Here is a 22,377-nt window from a genome sequence, read left to right as displayed (position 1 = left end):
CCGGAAATAAAATTTATGCGCTAAACGGAGACTGATTCTTTGAGTCGGTCTTGGTGTTTGGCCACAAAGTCCTCTAAAGTCTTAAAAAAGGCGTGGATATGTTCGTGGTCATTGCCAGCATTGATGGTTACCATTCGCACAAAAGTATCAGCTTCAAAACTCCCAAAGCCCACCATCAGCTCGCCTTGTTCATAGAGCGCCGTGCATAAGGTCTTGGCTGGGATGTCTTTATAATTGAAACATATCGATATGGAAGGTAAGTCACTGTAGAGCGTATAATCTGGGTTGGAACGGAGGTAATTTACGGCAGTTTCTGCCAAAGCAAATTGTTGGTCCACCATAGATTCTAAGCCCTTAGTTCCAATAGCTTTCCAAAGCGACCAGAACTTTAATGCGTCATTGCGGCGCCCACATTGCAAAGAGGTTTTGCCCAAATTGAAGTCATCACCATCTGTTTGGTAGAGGTATTCTGCCTCATTAGACAGGCTGTCTGCCAGGTGCTTTTTGTGTTGGGTCACAATGATGGAACAGGTCAAAGGTGTTCCCATCATTTTGTGAGCGTTCAAATTGAAGCTGTCTGCGCGATGCACGCCATCAACCAGATGTTTGTATTTCTTGCTGAAGATCACAGAACCGCAATAGGCTCCATCAATATGCAACCACAGTCCATGAGCTTGAGCGACATCTGCCAAAGGTTCTATCGGGTCAAACACGCCCAATACGGTAGTTCCGGCGGTACCGTTGATAAAGAAGGGTTCTAATCCCGCCGCTTTATCAGCTTCTATTTGTGAAGCCAAAGCCTCAGGATCCATTTTGCCCGTGGCGTCGGTAGCGATATTTCTGACATAATCCCGGCCAATGCCCAAGAAGGCAGCGTTCTTGGCAATAGAGTAATGGGAAGCTGCCGAGGTGTAAGCCACCAAGGGCTTGCGACTTCCTTCAAAGCGAGCCCGTGGATCCTTCTTGTCGCGCGCCATAAGCATGGCGATCAAGTTGCTCATAGAGCCTCCAGAAGCAATAGTGCCATCTGCAGTACTCGGATATCCAATGATCTTTACAATTTCTTTGATGATGGCTTTTTCCACGCCAACTTGAGGCCCAGCAACCTTATAGGTATACATGGAATTGTTGAGCATTACGGCCAAAAGATCACCCAACGTAGCCTTTGGGGTGCGGCCTCCAAAAAGTTGGTTGAAGAATTTGTGGGTTGCTGTTCTGGGCGTGCTCAGAACCACTTGAGTCAATAAGTTTTCAAAATCAGATTCGCTGAGCCCATCGGCTTCTAAACTGAGGTTCAAGCTGTCCCAAAGTTCCGCAGCGGGAATGGGTTTTACCGCTCCTTCACGAGCTTCTTCAGTTAATAAACGGTCTGCAATACGTCTGAAAAGATCCAGTTCTTGCTGCATAATGTAAGGGGCCTAGTTGTTGGTGATGTTGTTTGAATTTCCTTTTCCGTAACCGATGATGCGGTCAAAACGACCTCCGGGTTCTCGGTAATAGACCAAAACGGTGTAGTCATTTTCTGTTTCCCAGAAATTGCCGCCCACGGCTCCGGAGTCAATGCTGCCGTCACGGTCTAAAAGGACGTACTTATAGTTGTAAAAACCTTGCTTGAACTTGCGTACTCCCTTGTAAACGTTGTCCGTCGGGTCGTAGCTGAGCTTGGTGGTATCGTCTAAATTGAAGTTGTTGAAGTTTCCGTAAATGTGGATCTCCTTGCCATCCAATTCTTCAAAATACTGCAGCCTAAAATGCATCCAAATGTATTCGGCTTCAAAACCAACACTTTGCACAGCGTTTAAAGTACGCACTACAAAGTTTCCGTTAATGTCCGGGTTGAAGGTATAAGGCTGATCGGCTCTGCTCGGATTGGTGAACAGGAAGTGATTGTAGAGGTCGGTAACCTCAATGCGACTCACGCCTATATTGGCGCCTCTAAGGTCTTTGCTGTCAAAGTTGAGGTATTCGTTGCCGCCCCAAAAGCCGGCTTCAATATCGTAGCGATAAATCAATTCTTGCCCAATGGTGTATTGCGGCTTGAGGTCTGTGATCGCTGTTTTTAAGTTGTAGTTCTGAATCACCAAAGTGTTCACGGTCTGCTTGGGATTCGCAATGAATTCCGCTCCTGGTTTGATAGTGAATTGAACCACTTGTTTGGTGTTGATGAAGTTAAAGTCTCTCGCGCGTTTGACATCGACAGCAACACCAGCGCCTTGCTCAATGACCATGAATTTCCGCGAGAAGATCAGCTGGCCAGTGTCCATATAAATGCTGATCATATAATTCCCGCTCTTGGTTAAGCGGCGCGTCTCTTGGTTTGGAATGCTCAGGCGATAATGCGCGTACAGCTGCAGTGAATTCAGGGAGTTGTCATAAGTTCTGATGCGCACATCATCATAACCTTCCATGAATTCTCCTTTGGCCAAGTTGGATTCTTTCCAATCAAAATCGTGGTGGGTAATTCGGTAATAATAGTCTTCCTCGTTCGCGTTGAGATCGTCAAAAGTCAAAAAGATGGGTTCTCCCAATCTAATGATCGGTAATTGACTTTGGTTGCCTCCAGAATTGAAAATGATGGTTCGAATATTTTCTGGCGGCGGCATTTCTTCTACTTGGGCTTGCAAAACAGAAGAGCTCAGAACGAGACTGATAAGTAGGATGAGGTACTTCATCTAAATGGTTTAATGGTCTAAATATAAACAAATTTTGTGCCTTAATGTGTCCGAAGAACGCAGTCGGGAAGATTCAATTTTTGAAGAACAAGAAAAAGTTCAAGACAGTTCGATTTTTAGAGAGAATTCTGTCTTTTTTGTATTAAATTTGCAAACCGAAAGAGAGACACAACGACTTAAGTCAACATACCCAAAATCCTATGTCAAAAGACATTCGAATCAAAAAAGGTCTGAACATTCGCTTGAAAGGGGCTGCCAGTACTGAAATTTCAGGGGCTCCCAGATCACGAACTTTCAATGTTAGACCTGCCGACTTCCATCTCATAACACCTAAAATGGTGATTAAGGAAGGCGCAAAAATCAAAGCCGGAGACGACATTTTTTACAACAAAGCCAACGAAACGATGCGTTTTGTATCGCCAGTTAGCGGAACTTTGCAGGAAATTCGTCGCGGAGCTAAACGAGTTATTACAGACATCATCATTGAAGCTGACAAAGAAGACAGCTACCGCGATTTTGGCAAAACAGATTTATCTGATGCCGCTGCGGTTAAGGCGCGTCTATTGGAAGCTGGTTGCTGGCCTTTTATCAAGCAGCGCCCTTATGATGTGATCGCCAATCCGGAGGTGACTCCAAAGGCCATCTTCATTTCTGCGTACAACACAGCGCCAATGAGTGCTGATTACGATCTGATCTTAGCCGATAAGGGCGAGCAGATCCAGGCAGCGATTGACGGTCTTAAAACCTTGACCGATGGATCTATACACGTTGGAGTGCCAAAAGGCGGTAACTCGGTATTCAACAACATCAACGGGATTGAAACCCACAACGTAAGCGGACCGCACCCAGCTGGGAACGTAGGAACGCTCATCGGGAGAGTGGATCCTGTAAATAAAGGAGAGACTGTTTGGACCATCCATGCTGAAGATCTAGTGATCATCGGGGAGCTTTTGGCCAACGGACATTACAAAGCAGATCGCATCATCGCCTTGGCAGGATCTTCTGTGAAGACTCCTAAATACTACAAGACCAAGATCGGAGCAGAAGTTTCAACCTTTGTTTATGATTCTGGTTTGAATGAAGAAAATGTTCGTGTGATCTCTGGAGATGTGCTTTCTGGGACGCAAATTTCACCAGAAGGTCACCTTAGTTTCTACGCTAACGTGGTTTCTGTGATCCCTGAAGGAGACGATTATGAGTTCTTCGGATGGAACAAACCGATCTTCAACAAAATTTCTACTTCGCGAGCCTTGACCTTCTCTTGGTTGAATCCGAAGAAAGAATACGAATTAGATACCAATACCAACGGAGAACACCGTGCCTTTGTGGTGACTGGTTCTTACGAGGAGGTATTCCCACTAGATATCTATCCGCTTCAATTGCTCAAGTCTTGTATGGTAAAAGACTTGGACGCAATGGAAGCCATGGGTATGTATGAAGTTGCACCGGAAGATTTTGCGGTGACCGAATTTATTTGTGTAAGTAAGCAGCCGCATCAGAAGATCATTCGTGAGGCGCTGGATTTAATGTATAAGGAAATTGGTTAAGCTATGGGAATGAAGCAAAATTTACATAAGCTCAAGGAAAAGTATCGCGGCAAAAAGATGGCTCCGGCTTTCAACGCCCTGCACACTTTCTTGTATACGCCAAACGAAGTGACCCACGGAGGAACACACGTTAAGGCGGCAGATGATTTAAAAAGAACGATGAATATCGTGATCTTGGCATTGGTGCCTTGTTTGATCTTCGGGATCTTCAACGCCGGATACCAACATTACGCGGCCATTGACATGGCTAAAGGACTTACCGTAGAACCCTCTTGGTTTGGGAACTTCTTTACTTGGGACAACTTCTGGCTCGGTGCTGGAAAGGTTATTCCTTTAGTAGTGGTTTCTTACGGAGTAGGACTAATTGTTGAATTCATCTTCGCAGTAATTAAAGGACACGAGGTAGAAGAAGGTTACTTAGTAACTGGAATGCTTGTACCACTTATTGTACCGATTGATATTCCACTTTGGATGTTGGCAGTAGCTGTAGTCTTTGGAGTAGTGATCGGAAAAGAAGTATTTGGAGGAACAGGGATGAACATCCTTAACCCTGCATTGACGATTCGTGCCTTCTTATTCTTCGCTTATCCAACTTGGATGAGTGGTGACAAGGTTTGGGTGCACGGAGCTGTTGAGCGCGCGGGTACTGCTGATGCCATCTCTGGAGAGACCATCTTAGGTAGCTACGCACAGAATCAAGATGTGATTTACAGTATTTCTGATATGTTCTGGGGATTCATTCCTGGATCTGTGGGAGAGACCTCTAAAGTATTGATCCTTTTAGGAGCCTTTATTTTGATCTTCACCAAGATCGGAAGCTGGAGAATCATTGTGAGTACTTTGATCGGTGCTTTGGTGATGGGCTTGATCTTTAACGGCGTGGTTAGCGCAGGTTGGATCGATGAAGGAAGCACCTTTTACGGACTGATGAGCGTAGATTTCTGGCAACACTTATTTATAGGTAGTATTCTCTTTGGAGCGGTCTATATGGCCACGGACCCTGTGTCTGCGGCCCAGACCAATAAAGGGAAGTGGATCTACGGATTCTTGATCGGATTCATCTCCATCATGATCCGCGTATTCAACCCGGCTTATCCAGAAGGCGTATTCCTAGCGATTCTATTGATGAACGTATTTGCACCAACCATTGATCACTATGTGGTTCAGGCTAACGTGAAGAGACGTCAGAAACGTTTAAAACTTAAAGCAGCATAAGCATGGCTATAAACACGGAAAAAAACAGTTATACGGTAATCTTCGCTGTCGTGATGGTAGTGGTGGTTGGCTTATTGTTGTCTGGAATTAGTCAGGTACTTAAACCAAACATCGACGCGAATAAGCGTGCGGAGAAACAAAAGAACATTCTTTACGCCATGGGTGTGAATGAAAATCAGGGAGCCAATGATGTGGTTTTTGTCTCTGATGATATCCTTCAAGAAAAATTCGACACTTACATCACCGAGCAATTTTATCTTCAAGGTGGAGAAAAAGTAGACGATCCAGAGGCGTATTTGATCGACATCAAAAAAGAGAAGAAGAAAGCAGAGGATCCATCTTATGATCAGAAGCTTCCGCTTTTCAAAGGAACCAAGGACGGTAAAGACCTCTATGTTATGCCGGTTCGCGGTAAAGGTCTTTGGGATGCTATCTGGGGCTTTGTCGCTGTAGATGAGACCATGACCATTCAAGGAGTATTCTTTGATCACAAAGGTGAAACTCCAGGTCTTGGAGCCGAGATCAAGCAGCGTTATTTCATGGATGACTTTGAAGGAGAAAGCTTTTTGGACGACGGACAATTTGAAGGAATTGCTGTAGCCAAGGGAAATAACGATCCAAAGAACGAAGACAAATCAGATAATGAGGTAGATGCCCTAGCGGGAGCGACCATTACCGGAGACGGTTTGGCGACTATGCTGCGCAAGGACGTGCAGAAGTATGTACCTTTCTTTAAATCACTACAAAACTAAGCGCACTATGGGACTTTTATCTAGAAAAGATGCCAACCTGATCTTAGATCCATTAGCGGACAACAACCCGATTACCATTCAGGTATTGGGAATCTGTTCTGCTTTGGCGATCACCGCTAAGCTCGTACCTTCTGTGGTAATGGCTGTATCGGTAATCTTCGTATTGGGTGTGGGTAACGTAATTATCTCTTTGATGCGAAACATCATTCCATCAAAGATTCGAATCATTGTGCAGCTTATCGTAGTAGCTACCTTGGTAATTATTGTAGACCAAGTGCTCAAGGCCTTCTCTTATGAACTGAGTAAGGAGCTGTCCGTATTCATTGGACTGATCATCACCAACTGTATCATCATGGGACGTTTTGAAGCCTTTGCTTTGGGTAACGGGCCTTGGAAGTCTTTCTTAGACGGAATTGGTAACGCTTTAGGATACGGTTTGATCCTAGTGGTAGTTGGATTCTTCAGAGAGCTTTTTGGTTCTGGAACCTTATTCGGGATCGAGATCTTTGGAAACCCAGTAGAGAAAAGCGGATTATACGCATACGGATATGAGAACAACGGTTTCATGGTATTGCCTCCAATGGCACTTATCGTGGTTGGGATCATCATCTGGGTACAGCGAAGCCGTAACAAAGATCTAATTGAAGAAAACTAGGCCTTAAAGAACAGAAATTATGGAACACATTGAATTATTTTTTAAATCCATCTTTGTAGAGAACATGGTGTTCGCTTACTTCTTGGGTATGTGCTCGTATTTGGCAGTATCTAAGAAAGTATCTACTGCTGTGGGCCTTGGAGCTGCGGTTATCTTTGTATTGACCGTGACCGTACCGATCAACTGGTTGCTAGACACCTATATCTTACAAGAAGGTGCTTTGAGCTGGTTGGGAGAAGAGTACGCTACTTATGACTTGAGCTTTTTGAGTTTTATTCTCTTTATTGCTACGATTGCTACTATGGTACAATTGGTAGAGATCGTTGTAGAGAAATTCTCTCCATCATTATACAACTCCCTTGGGATCTTCTTGCCGCTTATCGCGGTAAACTGTGCGATCCTTGGAGGCTCACTTTTCATGCAATCTCGTGAGATCGCTTCTTTCGGGCTTGCGTTGAACTACGGATTTAGCTCTGGAATCGGTTGGTTCCTTGCTATTGTGGCTATCGCTGCAATTCGTGAGAAGATCCGTTACTCAAACGTACCAGCGCCACTTCGTGGTTTGGGAATCACCTTCATCATTACCGGTCTTATGGCTATTGGTTTTATGAGCTTCGGAGGTATGCTTCCAGAAGGTGATGATGCACCTGCTGCTGAGCAAACTGATACTGCTGCTGGAGATGAGTTAGAAAAAGAAAAATCAGAACAAACGGCCGAAGCAACTGCTGCTTTGGATGTAATGAACCCTTAATATGTTTATACTAGAAGTAAGTTTAGGAGTAATAGGGGCCACGATCGTTGCCTTCTTGGTACTGGTCTTGTTGTTGGTTGCCCTATTGTTGTTCACCAAAGAAAAACTATCGCCATCGGGTCCTGTGACCATTACGATCAACGGCGAAAAAGAAATTGAAGTTCCTTCAGGAAGCACATTATTGAGCACCTTAGGAAACTCGAAGATCTTTTTACCATCTGCCTGTGGAGGTGGAGGAACCTGTATTCAATGTGAATGCCACGTTTTAGAAGGTGGAGGAGAAGCATTGCCAACAGAGACCCCACACTTTACGCGTAAAGAGCTTAAATCAGGAGCGCGTTTGGCTTGCCAGGTGAAGGTAAAACAAGACATGAATATCACCATCCCAGAAGAGGTGTTTGGTATTAAAAAGTGGGAAGCCACTGTAGTGCGTAACTACAACGTAGCTTCCTTCATTAAAGAATTCGTAGTTGAGATCCCTGAGGATATGAACTACAAGGCCGGTGGATACATCCAGATCGAGATCCCTCCATGTGAGATCAAGTACAGCGATATGGACATCACGGCTCACCCAGAGGAACACGAGACTCCAGATAAATTCCAGATGGAATGGGACAAGTTTGGACTTTGGCCATTGGTGATGAAAAATACAGAAACAGTAGAGCGCGCTTATTCTATGGCCTCTTACCCTGCAGAAGGGCGTGAGATCATGCTTAACGTGCGTATTGCGACTCCACCATGGGATCGTGCTAAGAACCAATGGATGAACGTAAACCCAGGTGTTGCTTCTTCTTATATCTTCGCGCAGAAGCCAGGAGACAAAGTAACCATTTCAGGACCTTACGGTGAATTCTTCATCAATCACAGTGAAGCGGAGATGCTTTATGTTGGTGGTGGAGCAGGTATGGCGCCAATGCGTTCACACTTGTATCACCTATTCAAGACCTTAAAGACGGGTCGTAAGGTGACTTATTGGTACGGTGGGCGTTCTAAGCGTGAGTTGTTCTACTTGGAGCACTTTAACGAGCTAGAGCGTGAGTTCCCGAACTTTAAGTTCTACTTGGCGCTATCTGAGCCATTAGAAGAAGACAACTGGAAAGTAAAAGAGAGCCTAGATGCTCCTGGAGACGGTTTTGTTGGATTTGTTCACCAATGTGTGATCGACAATTATTTGAACCACCACGAAGCTCCAGAGGATATTGAATTGTATTTCTGTGGACCACCACTTATGAATAAGGCGGTGCAGAAGATGGGAGAAGATTTTGGTATCCCAGATGAGAATATCCGCTTTGATGACTTTGGAGGATAATCCAGACACTTTTAAAAAAGTAACCCTCGGTTTTTGCCGAGGGTTTTTTTATACGTTCATCTCAAAATCCAAGCCGGGGTTTTCTCCGGTGTAATAGGTGCTACGCAAGTTCTTTACGGTTTGCATCATGGGATTAAGTGGTTGTAAGATACGCAGGGCGGTGAGCCCAGAATCTTCCAGCTTTAATTCGATGTCCTTATAAAGCATGATCTGCGTTGCGATGGTCAACTGATGGTATTTTCTGTGCGTGTCTTTAGGAATTTCTAATGTCACGGGCTCAAATGTTGCCGAAGCCCCCATAGCATTGATCTGCTCATGTTGGGACAAAATGTTGGGCGCGTCCAGGGTATACAAAGTTCCCAGATCTTCATAGAATTTGGGTACTGTTTCTGGGTTTAATGAGGTTTTGTATTGTTGATGCTTTTCTTGATTTACTGCGTAGAGTTTTAAAATGATCTGTTCGGGGATCATTATAGTCTCTGCTGGTAGTTGCGGAATTAGATTGTAACAAATAGCTACCTGATGTTCCTTATTTAAACCTGCCTGCATGGTTTCACTCAAGAGGATATCAACTGATTCTGGATCATCTACTTGATAGGTCGTTGCGTCTGTTATGATGAGGTTGCGGATGTAATCTTCGGCTTCAAAATGGGCCAATACTTTTTTAAGGTGATTGGCGCTCTCTGGATTGATCTCCATAAGGTCGAGTTGTAACTCATCAGAAGAAAATCTAGTGATCAAGGGTAAGACCAAAGTGGCAAAAGGCCCAGTGCCAGCATAGATCAAACGCACACACTTTTTGGTTTCTAGTAGATCTAAGACCGCTTGAAATACGCCTTGACAATAGGCACGCGTTCTCATAATATCCTCCACGCAGCGAATAGCCCATTCGGTGCCGACGGCTCGTCCGGCAGCTGTATAGATATCATTGCGGTGTGTATCGTCCTCAAAAGTGATCTCCGTGATCTGCATTAACAAGTCCTTGTAGTTTTGGCAGGCATTGTATAGGTCTTGGTAATGGAGCTCTGGATTGTATAAATTATCTGCGATCTGTCGCAACGTGTCTTTGGAATTCTTCATGGAACGAAGTTAAGATTTCCCGCAAAATTCAAAACACGTATTTATACCCTTACCTAAGATATAGTGGCAAACTAGTTTTACAAAAGAAGCATTTAACAGCTCTAAAGCATTACTAATCAACTAAATCATTATTATGGATCCATTTATCGGAGAAATTATCATGTTCGCTGGGAACTTCGCTCCCAGAGGCTGGGCGCTATGTGAGGGACAGCTTTTAGCAATCAATACACACACAGCACTCTTTTCAATATTAGGTACCACTTATGGAGGTGATGGAAGGACCACTTTTGGACTGCCAGACCTTAGGGGTCGTACTCCTATTGGTAACGGAAACGGCCCTGGACTATCACCCAGACAATTAGGTCAGCTTTCAGGTTCAGAAAGCACTGTTCTTCAAGTTGCCAACTTACCCGCCCACAACCACGCAGCAAGCCTAAAAGTAAGCTCTGCAGACGCTAGCCAGTCTGCAGCAACAGCGAACTCAAGCATTGCAACTCCTGGAAGCTTATCAGGAAGAACTTTTACAGCAACACAAGGCTTTAATGCCGCGGCTCCAGATGTTACCTTAAATACGGGTTCTGTAGAAACCAACCTAACAGGTAATGGGGCGCCAGCTAACAATATGCAACCTTATCAGGTTGTGAACTACATCATTGCATTACAAGGGGTATATCCTTCGAGAAATTAAAAGTGGTGTTCGTTCAGATTCGAGGAAAGAGCTGCTCCAATAGAGTAGCTCTTTTTCTTTAATAACCATTTTATTTTCATAACTTTATAAACGTAACTAACCATCATTATGGGACCAAACAACTCCAGACGCAATTTCTTGCGCACTACAGCGGCTGCCTCTGTAGGCCTATCTTTAATAGGAACGGCAACCTTAGCCAACACCGACACTCTTAACGATTTTCCGGGTTATTCCTCAATTTCTGACAGTAAAACAGATTTTAGAGCAGGGTTAAAACTCGGTAAATACTTAAATATAAAAGGACAAATTCTCGACGGAACAACGCTTCTACCTGTAGCCAATGCTAAGGTTGAAGTGTGGTTTAAAGACGCGAATTCCAACTGGAAACTCAAACGCGGTTATTTTCATACCGATGCCAATGGCGATTACAGCTTTAAAAGCGACTGGCCAGGGCGTAAGGAAGGAGAATTACCACGTTTTTATTTCCGAATCTCTAAAAACGGGCGCGAAAACTATGGTTTGCTTTGTGTTAATCAGAATTTTGCGCACGCCCACGCATCCCATTGGGCAAAGCACAACGTTTTAGGAGATAAAACACTCCCCACAACGAGCCACGGGCTCACCAACAACACCATTAATCTTAATTTTTCACTTTAATTTAAACCGCATTTTTTATGGAGCCATTTATTGGACAAATCCAATGCGTTGGATTTAATTTTGCACCCGTAGGGTGGGCTAAATGTGACGGGACATTACTTTCAATAGCATCAAACACAGCCTTATTTTCCCTGCTAGGAACTATTTACGGAGGGGATGGGAGAACTACTTTCGCCTTACCAGACCTCAGAGGTCGTGTTGCCATTCATGAAGGTTCCGGACCGGGATTGCCTTCTTACAGTATTGGTCAAAGATCAGGTACCGCTACAACGACTTTAACTGTGGCAAATTTGCCTTCGCACTCGCATGCAGCAGCGCTGAGCGTTAGTAGTGCCAACGCAGATACCAGTTCAGCTTTTACAGGTGCTTCATTAGCAACTCCTGGGCAACAATCTGGGCGTTCTTTTGTGCCTTCATTGGGATATAACTCTGCGACGCCAGATCAACAATTGAACGGATTGAATGTAGGTTTCACAGGTGGGAGCACTGCGTTCAATAATATGCAGCCGTATTTGACTATAACTTGGATTATTGCCTTAACAGGTATATTCCCTTCTAGATCTTAAATCAACTATTACGATTTTACTCGATCCGGAGCTCCCAAGAAGGAGTTCCTTGGGTCGTGTAATGATATTTAAAGTGTTTGTTTTCTCCCCCCAACAGAGAGCGAATGCAATATGAATTGCTAATCAGAGATTTTGCCTTGGGCAAAATACGTTCTTTGTAAACTTGAATTTCGGCATAAACCGCGGCGTCAGGAGTCTGTGAAAGATCTGATGGAATTTCGATTGCATCAGAAGTAAACTCATAAGGCTGATCATTGGTCACATCCTGAGCAATGCTGAACAGTTTCTTTTTAAGAGCTGTTTTATAGCAAGGTCCCAAACTTTGTAAATCCTTATAAAGGTCAAAGTAAGGTTCTTTGCCATAGAAAGTAAGCTCCCCGTAAACATCAATAGCCTGTGGAATAAACAGGCCATTTTCTTTTAATTGGGGAATGAGGTTTTGCATGATCCTTACCTGAGGTTCTCTTGTGAGACCTTTGTCCATGGTTTCAGAAACCATGATGTCAAAGTGCTCTTGAGGTGCCTTGTAGGTGATTGCATCCGCAGTGATATATTCCACAATATACCCCTGGAGGTCCAAGGCATGGACCAAACTCTTTACTGCTTTTATTGAACTTTCGGTAATGTCTAAAAGACTTACGCGAATCTCTTTGCTCGCAAAACGATGCAGTAGTGGTAGCACTAAAGGTGCTGCTGGTCCGCATCCAGCGTAAAGCAGATTCACGCTATTGTTTTGAGTCAATTGGTCCTTAATGGCCTGATAGGTTCCCACAATAAAGCGTGTGGTTCGCAAAGGATCGCGTAAACAGTCTAAGGCATATTGCGAGGCTAAGGCCACCCCTCCTTCTAAAAAGGTCTCTTCTTTATTGGAGAAATCTTGAGCAAGGGCGTGGGTTTCCAGAAGTGTTTGGTAGTGATCTGCCAATGCTAAAGCAGCAGTGATCTCTTCTGCTTCGGTTTGCGCATTGAGCATCTTATCAAAAAGATCCGCAAAATCATTTGTCGAATTCATAGTGCTAAGATGTAAAATTAAAACGAACCGGACACGGGCATATCTACCTAATTCAGATCATTGAGGTGAGCACAGGTCCAAACCAATTAACAATGAAACTACTTTACACTTTTTTACGTGCGAGCTTTATATTGCTTTTAACAGTGACAACAGCTCATGCTCAATTTACGGAAGACTTTGAAGCTCTGGCTGATGGCACGGATAGCTTTGCGCTAGATGGAAAGACCTTCAGTTCCAGCAACACAGACTTTGACGTTACCACCTTTGCTAATGCTGGTGCGGGCGGATCTGATAAGTTTATGGATAATCTTGGAATCGCCACTACTGGTGCGTCGTATTCCATAACCACAGGAGGTGATGCTTTTACCCTCCAATCTGTAGACATGTATGTTTCCGATAGCGCTACAGGAAACAACCCTACGGCAGGCCAGAGTGTGCTGTATGAAGGAAAACTTGCTGGCGCGACCGTGTGGACCTATACCAAGACCAGCGGATTTCCCACGGATTTTTCAGTCAATGAAGGATTCTTTGAGCTCGATTTTGCGACAGAGCCTGGAGCAGATTACAGCATTTTGAACATCGATGAACTGGTGATCACCTTACAAGGAACACTGCAATATGTGGCCTTAGATGATTTTATTATAGACAGTGAAATTTTAGAGACAGATCCGCCCTTTGTACAGACCATCACTGTGGTAGGGTCTCCAACGAGCACAGCTACCAGCGTAGACTTTTTGGTGAACTTCAATGAAGAGGCCATTAACGTTACCCTAGACGATTTTGTTTTAGATGCTGTGGGAACCACCGCAAACCTTACCGCCATTAGCGGAAGTGTTAGTACTTACACCATCACAGTTGATAACATCGCTGGAGAAGGAACCGTTAGTGTAGACCTTTCTGCATCAAATGATATAGAAGATACAGCTGGAAACACTCCAGCCCCCGCCTTTACAGCAGGAGAGGATCATGTGGTTACGCGTTGTTTTCAAGAGACCTTTGAAAGTTTTGTTGCTGACGATTCAGTGTTCTCCAGTAACGGTGTTGCCTTCGAGACCCCGGGTGATTCTTTTGCCGTCGGCTTTTTTGCTGGAGGCGGCTCGTCGGGTTCCGATCAATTCTTAGACAATGATGCTGATCTGGGCACGGATAAAACCTATTCCATTGCTACCTCTGGTGGCGAGGAGTTCAATATTGAAGCGATGGATTTCTACGCTTCTTCTGATGGAGGAACCAACCCAACCGATGACGGAACCTTAACGCTTACAGGAATTTTAGGCGGAGCGACGGTCTATACCATTACCAAGACCACAGGTTTCCCGACAGACTTTTCAGGTAACGGAGGATGGTTCACCGTTGATTTTGCTACAGACGGTGCTGCAGATTACAGCTTGACCAATGTAGATGAGATCCGAATTGCGATCTCGGGATCCTTCAATTATATAGGAGCAGACAATTTTGAGCATTGTGAAGGGGTGACCAGTGCAGATCCTCCAATAGTGCTCTCGTCTTCTTTGGTAGGAGATCCAGAAGCCAACGCCACGAGTGTTGATTATACGGTGATCTTCAATGAAGATGCCGTCAATGTTTCTGCAGATGACTTCGGGTTGACTTTAACTGGAACCGCTGCAGGTACCATAGATAATGTAAGCGGTTCGGCAAATACCTATACCGTTTCTATCTCAGGAATTTCTGGAGAAGGAAGTTTGAGATTGGATTTGCTTTCTGGTACCGATATAGAGGATTTGGACGGCAACACACCGCCAGATGCTTTTACCGAGGGAGAAGTGCATTTGGTTTCTTCCTGCTTTGTGGAGACTTTTGAGTCTTTGGCTTTAGATGCCAATATTTGGACCCGGGCGGGTGTTCCGTTTACCACGAGCTCAGCCAATTTTAGCGTTGATGAATTTATAGGAGCTGGAGCAGGTGCTTCAGACCGATATTTAGATAATGTAGATGATCAAGGTGTAGATAAGACCTATTCTATCAGTGTGACTAATCCTGCCCTGATCTATATGGAAAGCTTTGAAGTTTTTGTTTCTTCTGAGGCGGACGGTGCCAATCCAACCAATGACGGTTCTTTGACCATACGTGGCTTGTTAGATGGTGTTGAAGTTTACAGTTTTACAAAGACAGGCAGTTTCCCAACGACCTTCGGATCAACGAGTGGATTTTCTACGGTTGATTTTGCTACTGACGGAGCTTCAGACTTTTCAGGGGAAGACGTTGATGAAGTAGAGATCACAATTAGCGGCAGTTTTATTTATGTTGCTGTAGATAACTTCAAGTTCTGTGAAGACGTAGTTGCTCCAATTGCCGTTTGTCAAGACGTTACGGCAGAGTTGGGTGCAGATGGTACCGTACTGGTTGCGCCGACAGATGCTGATGGCGGTACTACAGACAATGCTGCGCGTTTTTATCTCGGCTTTGAAACCACTGGTTTTGATTCAGAAACCACGGCTGGTAGCACTGCTGCGGACTATGGCGGAAACACCTTCTTGATCAATGAATTTGCTTTCACTGTTCAGGTCACTGGTGATTACACACCTGTGGCTACAGGAACTTCGGCTTCCGATGGAAACGTACTTACCTTCTTTAACGCAAAACCAGATTTGGGCACGAACCTGTTTGCTTCACCGAATTATCTCGGCTTTGTAAACTACAACAATGCTGGTGTTTTGACAGCGTCAACTGATGGCGCTACTTTCTCATTTGAAGCCGGTCAAACCTATTTCATGCATGTATTGATCCCAAATCCTGGTGCTTTTGGAATGTCAACGGTTTCTTGGGATATGAGCATTATTGCCGATGCACCTTTGGAATATAGCTGTTCTGATGTCGGAACAATTACAGAAACCCTTTATGCTTTTGACGACGCCGGTAATATAGACAGTTGTTCAACAGATATCACGGTGAGCGCTCGTATCACAGATTGGGACGGTGGCGCCTGGACTGATGGTGTTCCAGATTTAGGTGCGATTGCCCTGTTCTCAGGAGACTACGATACGGTTACCGGTAGTATTGAAAGCTGCAGTTGTGTTATAGGAACGGGAACAGTAACTGTAAATGCGGGAGACTATCTTTTAGCCACAGAAGATATCACCATAGGGATCAACGGAAATTTGGTAGTGGAACACGAAGGTTCTGTAGTGCAGACACTGGAGACAGCTATAACAACTAATCTTGGAACCATCAGTGTTCGTAAAACAACACCTAGTTTAAGTTTAAGAGACTTTTCAATTTTAGGCTCGCCTATGAGTATGCAAACCGATGCTGCTTTATACGATCCAACGCGCGTTCGTATGTTCAGTCACAATACGTTGAATTTTGTGCCCAATGCAGATGTAACAGCCGCTTTTCCATCCGCAGAAAACTTTGCAGATGACAACGGAGACAATTGGTCGCCCTTTACTGGAACATTGAATGTTGCGGAAGGTTATATGTTTAGAAGACGGGGGACCGACCCAGGAGCCTCTGGAGTTTTTGATATTGAATTCAACACGGGGACGCTAAACAGTGGAGCGCTTGATATCGCGGCTGTCTTTAATACCGACCAAAATTCAAGCCCGAATATTATCAGCAACCCGTACGCTTCGGCTATAGATGCTGACGCTTTTATCGCGGCAAATTCAACAATAATATCAACCCTTTATTTCTGGGAGCATTTAACGGCGCCATCTGCCGCTTATCCTGGTTATAATGATCTCAATTATGATATGGGTGATATTTCTATGTATACAACAGGTTCTGGTGGAGTAGCTGCTGCGAATGGTGGTGCGGCTCCGACTGGCTTCATCTCATCTGCTCAAGGCTTTGGTTACAAGGCTGCTGCTGCAGGAACGGTTAGTTTTGCAAATGCAATGCGTGTTACCGGGCCGAATGATACCTTTAGAATGACGGAGCCAGTTCAAAGAGACCGAATTTGGTTAAACCTGACCAACGAGACCTATGAGCTGAGATCTCAGGCGTTGATTGCCTTTGTAGATGATGCGACTGAGGCTATGGAACCGCATTTTGATGCGAAACGCTTGGCAACGCCAGTTTCCTTGTACTCTGAATTGCTTACAGGAGAAGAGTTGGCCATTAATGGTTTGCCTTCTTGGGATATCGAAGCTGAGGTTAGCCTTGGGATGAGTAGTATGATTGAAGCTGATGCTGTATTCCGTATTAGTATTGCTGATATGGAATTCCACAATATGCCAGCAGACACTCAGGTGTATTTGATCGATCGTGAACTCAACACACAAACCAACTTGACCCAAGGCGATTATGTCTTTAGAGCCCTGGACGGTACGTATGACAACCGCTTTAGTTTGGTCTTTGAAGAGCGCGTACTGAGTGTTGATGACGAATCACTACAGCTGGTCGGACTCTATCCAAACCCTGCTCAAGATAATATCACCTTAAATGCGCCGAACGGAGTGATCCTTGAAAATGTGATCATTTATGATATCCGTGGACGTCAAATAGCGCAGCACGAGCTGAGTGGAGATCAGGCTAGCATTAGCGTTTCTGAGCTGGAAGCTGCAGTTTATATCTTAAGTGTGAAAACAGATTCTGGTGTTTACAGCTTAAGACTCATTAAGGAATAAGAACACCTTTTGCATTGAAGAAAGTGCCAGTTGTTCAATCAATTGGCACTTTTTTTATGACTTCCTTAACAAATAGCAGTTTTTCCTTGTATTTTGTCGATTAAATACTATTTTTGACGACTAACACACACTGTTTCAATCCCCTTAACAACAACCCTTTAACCGTAAAATTATGCATCTTAATTACTTAACTGTCTCAAAATCAGTGAGAAATCTACTGTATTGTGCTTTGGTTTGCTTGATATTTGGAGCTGTTTCCACAGCTTATGGACAATCCCGCAATTTCAATTTAGATCAAAAACTTCAGGAATTGGTGCAAAAAGAAGCCCTTTTCCAAGAAGATGCGAGTTACATTATCACTGCTGAACATACCAGTGAAGTGAGTGGAACGCATCACGTTTATTTTGTTCAAGCCATTAACGGTATTCCTGTAAAAGGAACCGAATCGAGCATACATATCAATGCCGATGGAAAGTTGAGCAATTTCAACAATAAGATGATCAAAAATCTTTACAACCACGCTCAAACTTTGGGTAGCTCGAGCATGACGGCAGAGATGGCTATTCAAAACGTAGCCACACGCATGGTTTACACTATGACGGAAAGCTTGACACAATTGGAGCGTAAGGAAAATGGCGTTGTACTTTACAGTAAAGCGGGAATCTCCGAGCGTGAGATTCCAACCCAATTGGTTTATCATTACGCAGATAAAGGAGGTTTGACACTAGCTTATGAACTCTCCATTGCAGAAACACGCAGTGCAGATTGGTACAACTTCTTTGTAGATGCCAAGTCTGGTGATATCATCACCAAATTCAATTATACAAATTACTGTGACTTTGGTCACGACCACAGCCACGATGTGCCATTTATTGGGCCACATGCGGCACCAACAACGGTAGAAGCTTATACACCAACTATGGTGGTAAATGCAACTTCACCGGTACCTGCGCAGTACCGTGTTTATGCAATTCCGGATGAATCTCCAAACCACAGTACGGGTCGTGTTTTAGTGGTTAATCCAGAAAACACAAATGCTTCTCCTTATGGATGGCATGACACTAATGGGGTAACCGGTGCTGAGTTCACCAATACACGTGGTAATAACACACATACCTATGAGGATGGTGATAATGCTGGTTTCTCCCCAGACGGAGGCGCTAGTTTGGATTTTGATTATACCCTAACCATTCCATATACAACAGCAAACCAATCAGAGTCTGCTGCGATCACAAACCTTTTCTACTGGACCAACATAATCCATGACGTACTTTATGAATATGGATTCACTGAACAAGCCGGTAACTTCCAAGAGAATAACTACGGTAACGGTGGATCTGGAGGAGATTCTGTAGATGCTGAAGCTCAAGACGGTTCAGGGACATGTAATGCAAACTTTGGTACGCCTGCGGACGGAGGTAATCCAAGAATGCAGATGTACGTTTGTGATATCAACGGAAACGGTCAATTTGCCGATGGTGATTTTGACAACCTTGTAATTGCTCACGAGTACGGCCACGGATGGTCAAACCGTTTGACAGGAGGACCAGCAGCCGCAGGTTGTTTGGGTAATCAAGAGCAAATGGGTGAAGGTTGGAGTGACTTCTTAGGGCTGATTTTGACTATGAAACCAGCAGATGCTTCCAACACGAATCGTCCAGTGGGTACCTTTTTGTTTGAAGAGCCAACAACGGGTGGAGGAATTCGTCCTCAACCGTACAATCGTGAAAATAATACGCAGACCTATAATGATATTATCACGGCTTCTGTGCCTCACGGAGTTGGATCTGTTTGGGCAACCATGCTTTGGGAAATGACTTGGGATCTTATCGACGTTTACGGATGGGATGCTGATATCTATAACGGAACTGGAGGTAATAACATCGCTTTGAATTTGGTTTCTGAAGCCATGAAGCTACAGCCATGTAGCCCTGGTTTTGTAGATGGTCGTGATGCTATCTTACAAGCAGATACCAATATTTACGGAGGAGCTAACCAATGTTTGATTTGGGGAGCTTTCGCCAGAAGAGGTCTTGGAGTTAACGCGAGCCAAGGATCTTCTACTAGCCGTTCAGACGGAACAGAAGACTTTACTTTGCCAGATGCAAGTTTTGATCTTGCAGGTGCTGATTCATTCTGTGCTACAGAAGGGGTTCAGACCTTGAGTGGTGGAACAGCATTGGGAACCGGTACATACAGCGGACCTGGAGTAACAGACAATGGAGACAATACTTTTGACTTTGATCCTTCTGCGGCAGGTGTTGGTTCACATACCATTACCTTTAGCGCATTGAACTGTGATGGGTCTCCTGGAGCTCCAACGCAGACCATTAATGTAACTGACGGAAATCCTGTATTAGTTTGTCAAGATGCAACCCTAACCTTAGACGGTTCGGGTAATGCTACCTTGAGCGATCCAGATGTGGTTGCGAACTTATTACCTGGTGATGGATACACTATAGATCAAACAGGGACGTATGCGCCAATGAACATCGCTACGGGCTCAACAAGTGTTACTTTAGGTGATGACGCTGGTACCGCTGCTATTGCGCTAGGATTTGACTTCAGCTTCTTTGGAGTAACCTATAGCTCTGTACACATTACCTCAAACGGGTACTTATCTTTTGATACCAATGACCTTACTGATTTCACGAACGACGCATTACCATCAACTACACTACCGGACAATATGATTGCCGCTGTATGGGATGATTGGAGACCGCTAGGAGGGGAAATTATACGTTATAAGACAGAAGGTACTGCTCCTAACAGAGTATTTGTGGTAGACTATGTTGACATGCCACACTGGGAGGATACATCTGCATTAAATACCTTCCAAGTACAATTGTATGAGGCAGACAGTAGAATTGAGATCCACTCTTCAATGGTGACATCTGATGGTGGAACGCGTACTCAAGGAATTGAGAATATTGGAGGAACAACAGCTTATGTGGTTCCTGGAAGAAATGCAACTAACTGGACAGCTATGAATGATTTTGTAGCTTTTATACCAGAAGTAGGTGGCTTGGCTGAAAACTGTGGAAACGCAGTGTCCCTTTCTTACAGTCAAACCACATTTACTTGTGCTGACCTTGGAGAGAATATAGTAACTATTACTGCAGATGACGGTGCTGGAGGAATCACAACTTGCGATGTGACTGTTACTGTTGAAGGAACAGGAGCTACTTTCTCTGGTGGTTCATGGGATGTAACTCCAACAGCAGGAACTATTGCAACAATTGCGAGTAATTATGACACTGCAACGGACGGAGATATTACAGCTTGTTCTTGTGATATTGACCCATCAGCGACTCTTACTATTGGAGCTGGAGGTACATTGAGCGCAGTAGGAAATATTAACGTGGATGGTACTTTAGATGTACAACACGAAGGGTCAGTAGTTCAGATCAACGATGACGCTGTGGTGAATAATAACGGTAGCATAATTGTGCGCAAAACGTCACCGAGTTTGGATAACCGTGGATTTATGATCGTGGGTAACCCAATGAGTGGATCTACCCGTGCCAATACCTTTGGTACTGCAGTGCAGTTTAGAAATCACACAACAGCGAGCTTTGTGCCGAACACGGCGGTAGCCGCTGCAGATCCAACTGCAGAGAACTGGGCCGATGATGACGGTAATAACTGGGTGAACTACACTGGAACCATTAACCCAGCAGAAGGTTACCTATTGATGCCACAAGCATCTCCAACGGTACCCGATGGAGCAACTTATAACTTTGTTTATGATGATGGAACTCTGAATAACGGGGTATTCACATTCAATGCAGGTTATAACGGATCTCAAAATGCTAGTGCCAACGTAACGGCAAACCCATACGCATCAGCAATTGACGCGGAAGAGTTCATTGCCGATAACAGTGCGGTTACTGGAAACACTATTTATTTCTGGAACCACATCAGTGGGCCAAGTGATACCTACGCAGGTTATAATGAAGCCAATTACGACATGGGTGACATTTCCATGTATGTAGCTACTGTAGGTGGAACTGCTGCTGCCAATGGAGGTGCCGCTCCTACGCAATACATTGCCTCTGGACAAGGATTCGGATTTAAGGCGGTAGCTGCTGGTACAGTGACCTATCAGAATGATCAGCGTGTCGTAGGTAACAACACGGATTACAAATCATTTGATGCTTCCAAGGTTCGCGTTTGGTTGGATGTCAAAAACGAAACCTATAAACTAGGATCTCAAATGTTGGTGGCCTTTATGGAAGGTGCTACTGCTGCTTTCGAGTCAGAATTTGATGCGAAACGTCTAAGTACGCCAGTTTCTTTATTCTCTACGGTAGCAACAGGAGAGCAGTTAACCATTCAAGCGCGTGAAGCCTTTGATATGGAAGCACAGATCCAAGTTGGTTTCCGTTCTCAAATTGAGGAGAATCAACTATTCACCATCTCTTTAGCAGATATCGAATTAGGAACTTTAGCAACCGATGTAAACGTTTACATTGAGGACAAAGTGACTGGAGCCATCGCTAACTTAAGCACAGGTAACTACAGCTTTGCTGCAGAAGCCGGTTTGGATGACGATCGTTTCTCAGTCTTCTTTGAAGAGAAGGTACTCAGTACCGATGACAACCAGATCAACAACTTGAGCGTTGTTCCAAACCCAACAACTGGAATGGTTCGCGTAGTAGCGCCTTCAGCGACTATTGAAGCGGTTGAGATTCGCGATATTCGCGGTCGTCTTATCACAAATAAGACCTACACACTTACAGAAAGTGTGGATCTTGATCTTACAGGTTTAGATACCGCCATCTACTTTGTGAAAGTATACACTACAGAGGGAACTATCGTGAAGCGTGTGATCAAGCAATAAATTAATTGCCCATATATAGAAAAAGCCGGTACTAAAGTGCC

15 protein-coding genes are annotated in these 22,377 nt (G+C 44.3%); 11 read left to right on the top strand and 4 right to left on the bottom strand.

Annotated elements, in window-relative coordinates:
• Window positions 1-20: 20 nt before the first annotated feature.
• Both POW22_RS11255 and POW22_RS11250 read right to left on the bottom strand, forming a co-directional pair.
• Complete coding sequence (locus POW22_RS11255; protein WP_272832785.1) at window positions 21-1,406, bottom strand: pyridoxal phosphate-dependent decarboxylase family protein; 1,386 nt, start codon at window positions 1,404-1,406, stop codon at window positions 21-23.
• A 12-nt stretch (window positions 1,407-1,418) separates the two neighbouring features.
• A complete protein-coding gene (locus POW22_RS11250; RefSeq protein WP_272832784.1) occupies window positions 1,419-2,672 on the bottom strand; it encodes a type IX secretion system plug protein in 1,254 nt (417 codons plus the stop codon).
• 200 nt (window positions 2,673-2,872) lie between these two features.
• On the opposite strand from POW22_RS11250, the gene POW22_RS11245 reads away from it, so the two are divergent.
• From POW22_RS11245 to nqrF, 6 genes are read left to right on the top strand one after another with little or no spacing between them, the layout of a single operon-like run.
• Window positions 2,873-4,219 (top strand): Na(+)-translocating NADH-quinone reductase subunit A, encoded by a 1,347-nt coding sequence (locus tag POW22_RS11245; RefSeq protein ID WP_272832783.1) that lies wholly within the window; start codon window positions 2,873-2,875, stop codon window positions 4,217-4,219.
• A 3-nt stretch (window positions 4,220-4,222) separates the two neighbouring features.
• Window positions 4,223-5,434 carry an NADH:ubiquinone reductase (Na(+)-transporting) subunit B gene (locus tag POW22_RS11240; protein WP_272832782.1) on the top strand — a complete coding sequence of 404 codons (1,212 nt, stop codon included), beginning with the start codon at window positions 4,223-4,225 and terminating at the stop codon, window positions 5,432-5,434.
• A gap of 2 nt (window positions 5,435-5,436) precedes the next feature.
• The gene (locus POW22_RS11235) at window positions 5,437-6,186 is read left to right on the top strand and encodes a Na(+)-translocating NADH-quinone reductase subunit C (RefSeq protein WP_272832781.1); all 750 of its coding nucleotides are present in this window, start codon (window positions 5,437-5,439) and stop codon (window positions 6,184-6,186) included.
• Window positions 6,187-6,193: 7 nt separating this feature from the next.
• Window positions 6,194-6,841 (top strand): NADH:ubiquinone reductase (Na(+)-transporting) subunit D, encoded by a 648-nt coding sequence (locus POW22_RS11230; RefSeq protein WP_272832779.1) that lies wholly within the window; start codon window positions 6,194-6,196, stop codon window positions 6,839-6,841.
• Window positions 6,842-6,860: 19 nt separating this feature from the next.
• Window positions 6,861-7,592, top strand: coding sequence for an NADH:ubiquinone reductase (Na(+)-transporting) subunit E (gene nqrE / locus POW22_RS11225; RefSeq protein WP_272832778.1), 732 nt, complete (start codon window positions 6,861-6,863; stop codon window positions 7,590-7,592).
• A gap of 1 nt (window position 7,593) precedes the next feature.
• Window positions 7,594-8,901 carry an NADH:ubiquinone reductase (Na(+)-transporting) subunit F gene (gene nqrF / locus POW22_RS11220; protein WP_272832777.1) on the top strand — a complete coding sequence of 436 codons (1,308 nt, stop codon included), beginning with the start codon at window positions 7,594-7,596 and terminating at the stop codon, window positions 8,899-8,901.
• A gap of 48 nt (window positions 8,902-8,949) precedes the next feature.
• Here nqrF and POW22_RS11215 read toward each other — a convergent pair whose 3' ends face one another.
• The gene (locus tag POW22_RS11215; RefSeq protein ID WP_272832775.1) at window positions 8,950-9,981 is read right to left on the bottom strand and encodes an SAM-dependent methyltransferase; all 1,032 of its coding nucleotides are present in this window, start codon (window positions 9,979-9,981) and stop codon (window positions 8,950-8,952) included.
• Window positions 9,982-10,114: 133 nt separating this feature from the next.
• Here POW22_RS11215 and POW22_RS11210 point away from each other — a divergent pair, with 133 nt between their 5' ends.
• The 3 genes from POW22_RS11210 to POW22_RS11200 all read left to right on the top strand — a co-directional run bounded on the left by POW22_RS11210 (window position 10,115) and on the right by POW22_RS11200 (window position 11,892).
• The gene (locus POW22_RS11210; protein WP_272832774.1) at window positions 10,115-10,669 is read left to right on the top strand and encodes a phage tail protein; all 555 of its coding nucleotides are present in this window, start codon (window positions 10,115-10,117) and stop codon (window positions 10,667-10,669) included.
• A 108-nt stretch (window positions 10,670-10,777) separates the two neighbouring features.
• Entirely contained in the window at window positions 10,778-11,326 is a 549-nt protein-coding gene (locus tag POW22_RS11205; RefSeq protein WP_272832772.1) for a peptidase associated/transthyretin-like domain-containing protein, read from the top strand.
• 17 nt (window positions 11,327-11,343) lie between these two features.
• A complete protein-coding gene (locus POW22_RS11200; RefSeq protein ID WP_272832771.1) occupies window positions 11,344-11,892 on the top strand; it encodes a phage tail protein in 549 nt (182 codons plus the stop codon).
• 16 nt (window positions 11,893-11,908) lie between these two features.
• On the opposite strand, the gene POW22_RS11195 is transcribed toward POW22_RS11200, so the two are convergent.
• Complete coding sequence (locus POW22_RS11195) at window positions 11,909-12,904, bottom strand: SAM-dependent methyltransferase (RefSeq protein WP_272832770.1); 996 nt, start codon at window positions 12,902-12,904, stop codon at window positions 11,909-11,911.
• 92 nt (window positions 12,905-12,996) lie between these two features.
• Here POW22_RS11195 and POW22_RS11190 point away from each other — a divergent pair, with 92 nt between their 5' ends.
• Window positions 12,997-17,493: a T9SS type A sorting domain-containing protein gene (locus POW22_RS11190; protein WP_272832769.1), complete on the top strand. Its 4,497-nt coding sequence runs from the start codon at window positions 12,997-12,999 to the stop codon at window positions 17,491-17,493.
• Window positions 17,494-17,698: 205 nt separating this feature from the next.
• A complete protein-coding gene (locus POW22_RS11185) occupies window positions 17,699-22,336 on the top strand; it encodes a M36 family metallopeptidase (protein WP_272832768.1) in 4,638 nt (1,545 codons plus the stop codon).
• The last annotated feature ends 41 nt before the right edge of the window (window positions 22,337-22,377 follow it).

Source organism: Gilvibacter sediminis, from assembly GCF_028561565.1.
Lineage (GTDB): Bacteria > Bacteroidota > Bacteroidia > Flavobacteriales > Flavobacteriaceae > Gilvibacter > Gilvibacter sediminis.
This window is presented reverse-complemented; position numbering and strand designations above follow the sequence as displayed.

What these genes read in the sequence shown, in the direction of transcription:
- POW22_RS11235 (WP_272832781.1), top strand. Translation starts at nt 5,437, where the DNA reads ATGGCTATAAACACGGAAAAAAACAGTTATACGGTAATCTTCGCTGTC.
- nqrE (WP_272832778.1), top strand. Translation starts at nt 6,861, where the DNA reads ATGGAACACATTGAATTATTTTTTAAATCCATCTTTGTAGAGAACATG.
- POW22_RS11195 (WP_272832770.1), bottom strand. Translation starts at nt 12,904, where the DNA reads ATGAATTCGACAAATGATTTTGCGGATCTTTTTGATAAGATGCTCAAT.
- nqrF (WP_272832777.1), top strand. Translation starts at nt 7,594, where the DNA reads ATGTTTATACTAGAAGTAAGTTTAGGAGTAATAGGGGCCACGATCGTT.
- POW22_RS11250 (WP_272832784.1), bottom strand. Translation starts at nt 2,672, where the DNA reads ATGAAGTACCTCATCCTACTTATCAGTCTCGTTCTGAGCTCTTCTGTT.
- POW22_RS11230 (WP_272832779.1), top strand. Translation starts at nt 6,194, where the DNA reads ATGGGACTTTTATCTAGAAAAGATGCCAACCTGATCTTAGATCCATTA.
- POW22_RS11215 (WP_272832775.1), bottom strand. Translation starts at nt 9,981, where the DNA reads ATGAAGAATTCCAAAGACACGTTGCGACAGATCGCAGATAATTTATAC.
- POW22_RS11210 (WP_272832774.1), top strand. Translation starts at nt 10,115, where the DNA reads ATGGATCCATTTATCGGAGAAATTATCATGTTCGCTGGGAACTTCGCT.
- POW22_RS11245 (WP_272832783.1), top strand. Translation starts at nt 2,873, where the DNA reads ATGTCAAAAGACATTCGAATCAAAAAAGGTCTGAACATTCGCTTGAAA.
- POW22_RS11190 (WP_272832769.1), top strand. Translation starts at nt 12,997, where the DNA reads ATGAAACTACTTTACACTTTTTTACGTGCGAGCTTTATATTGCTTTTA.
- POW22_RS11200 (WP_272832771.1), top strand. Translation starts at nt 11,344, where the DNA reads ATGGAGCCATTTATTGGACAAATCCAATGCGTTGGATTTAATTTTGCA.
- POW22_RS11240 (WP_272832782.1), top strand. Translation starts at nt 4,223, where the DNA reads ATGGGAATGAAGCAAAATTTACATAAGCTCAAGGAAAAGTATCGCGGC.
- POW22_RS11205 (WP_272832772.1), top strand. Translation starts at nt 10,778, where the DNA reads ATGGGACCAAACAACTCCAGACGCAATTTCTTGCGCACTACAGCGGCT.
- POW22_RS11255 (WP_272832785.1), bottom strand. Translation starts at nt 1,406, where the DNA reads ATGCAGCAAGAACTGGATCTTTTCAGACGTATTGCAGACCGTTTATTA.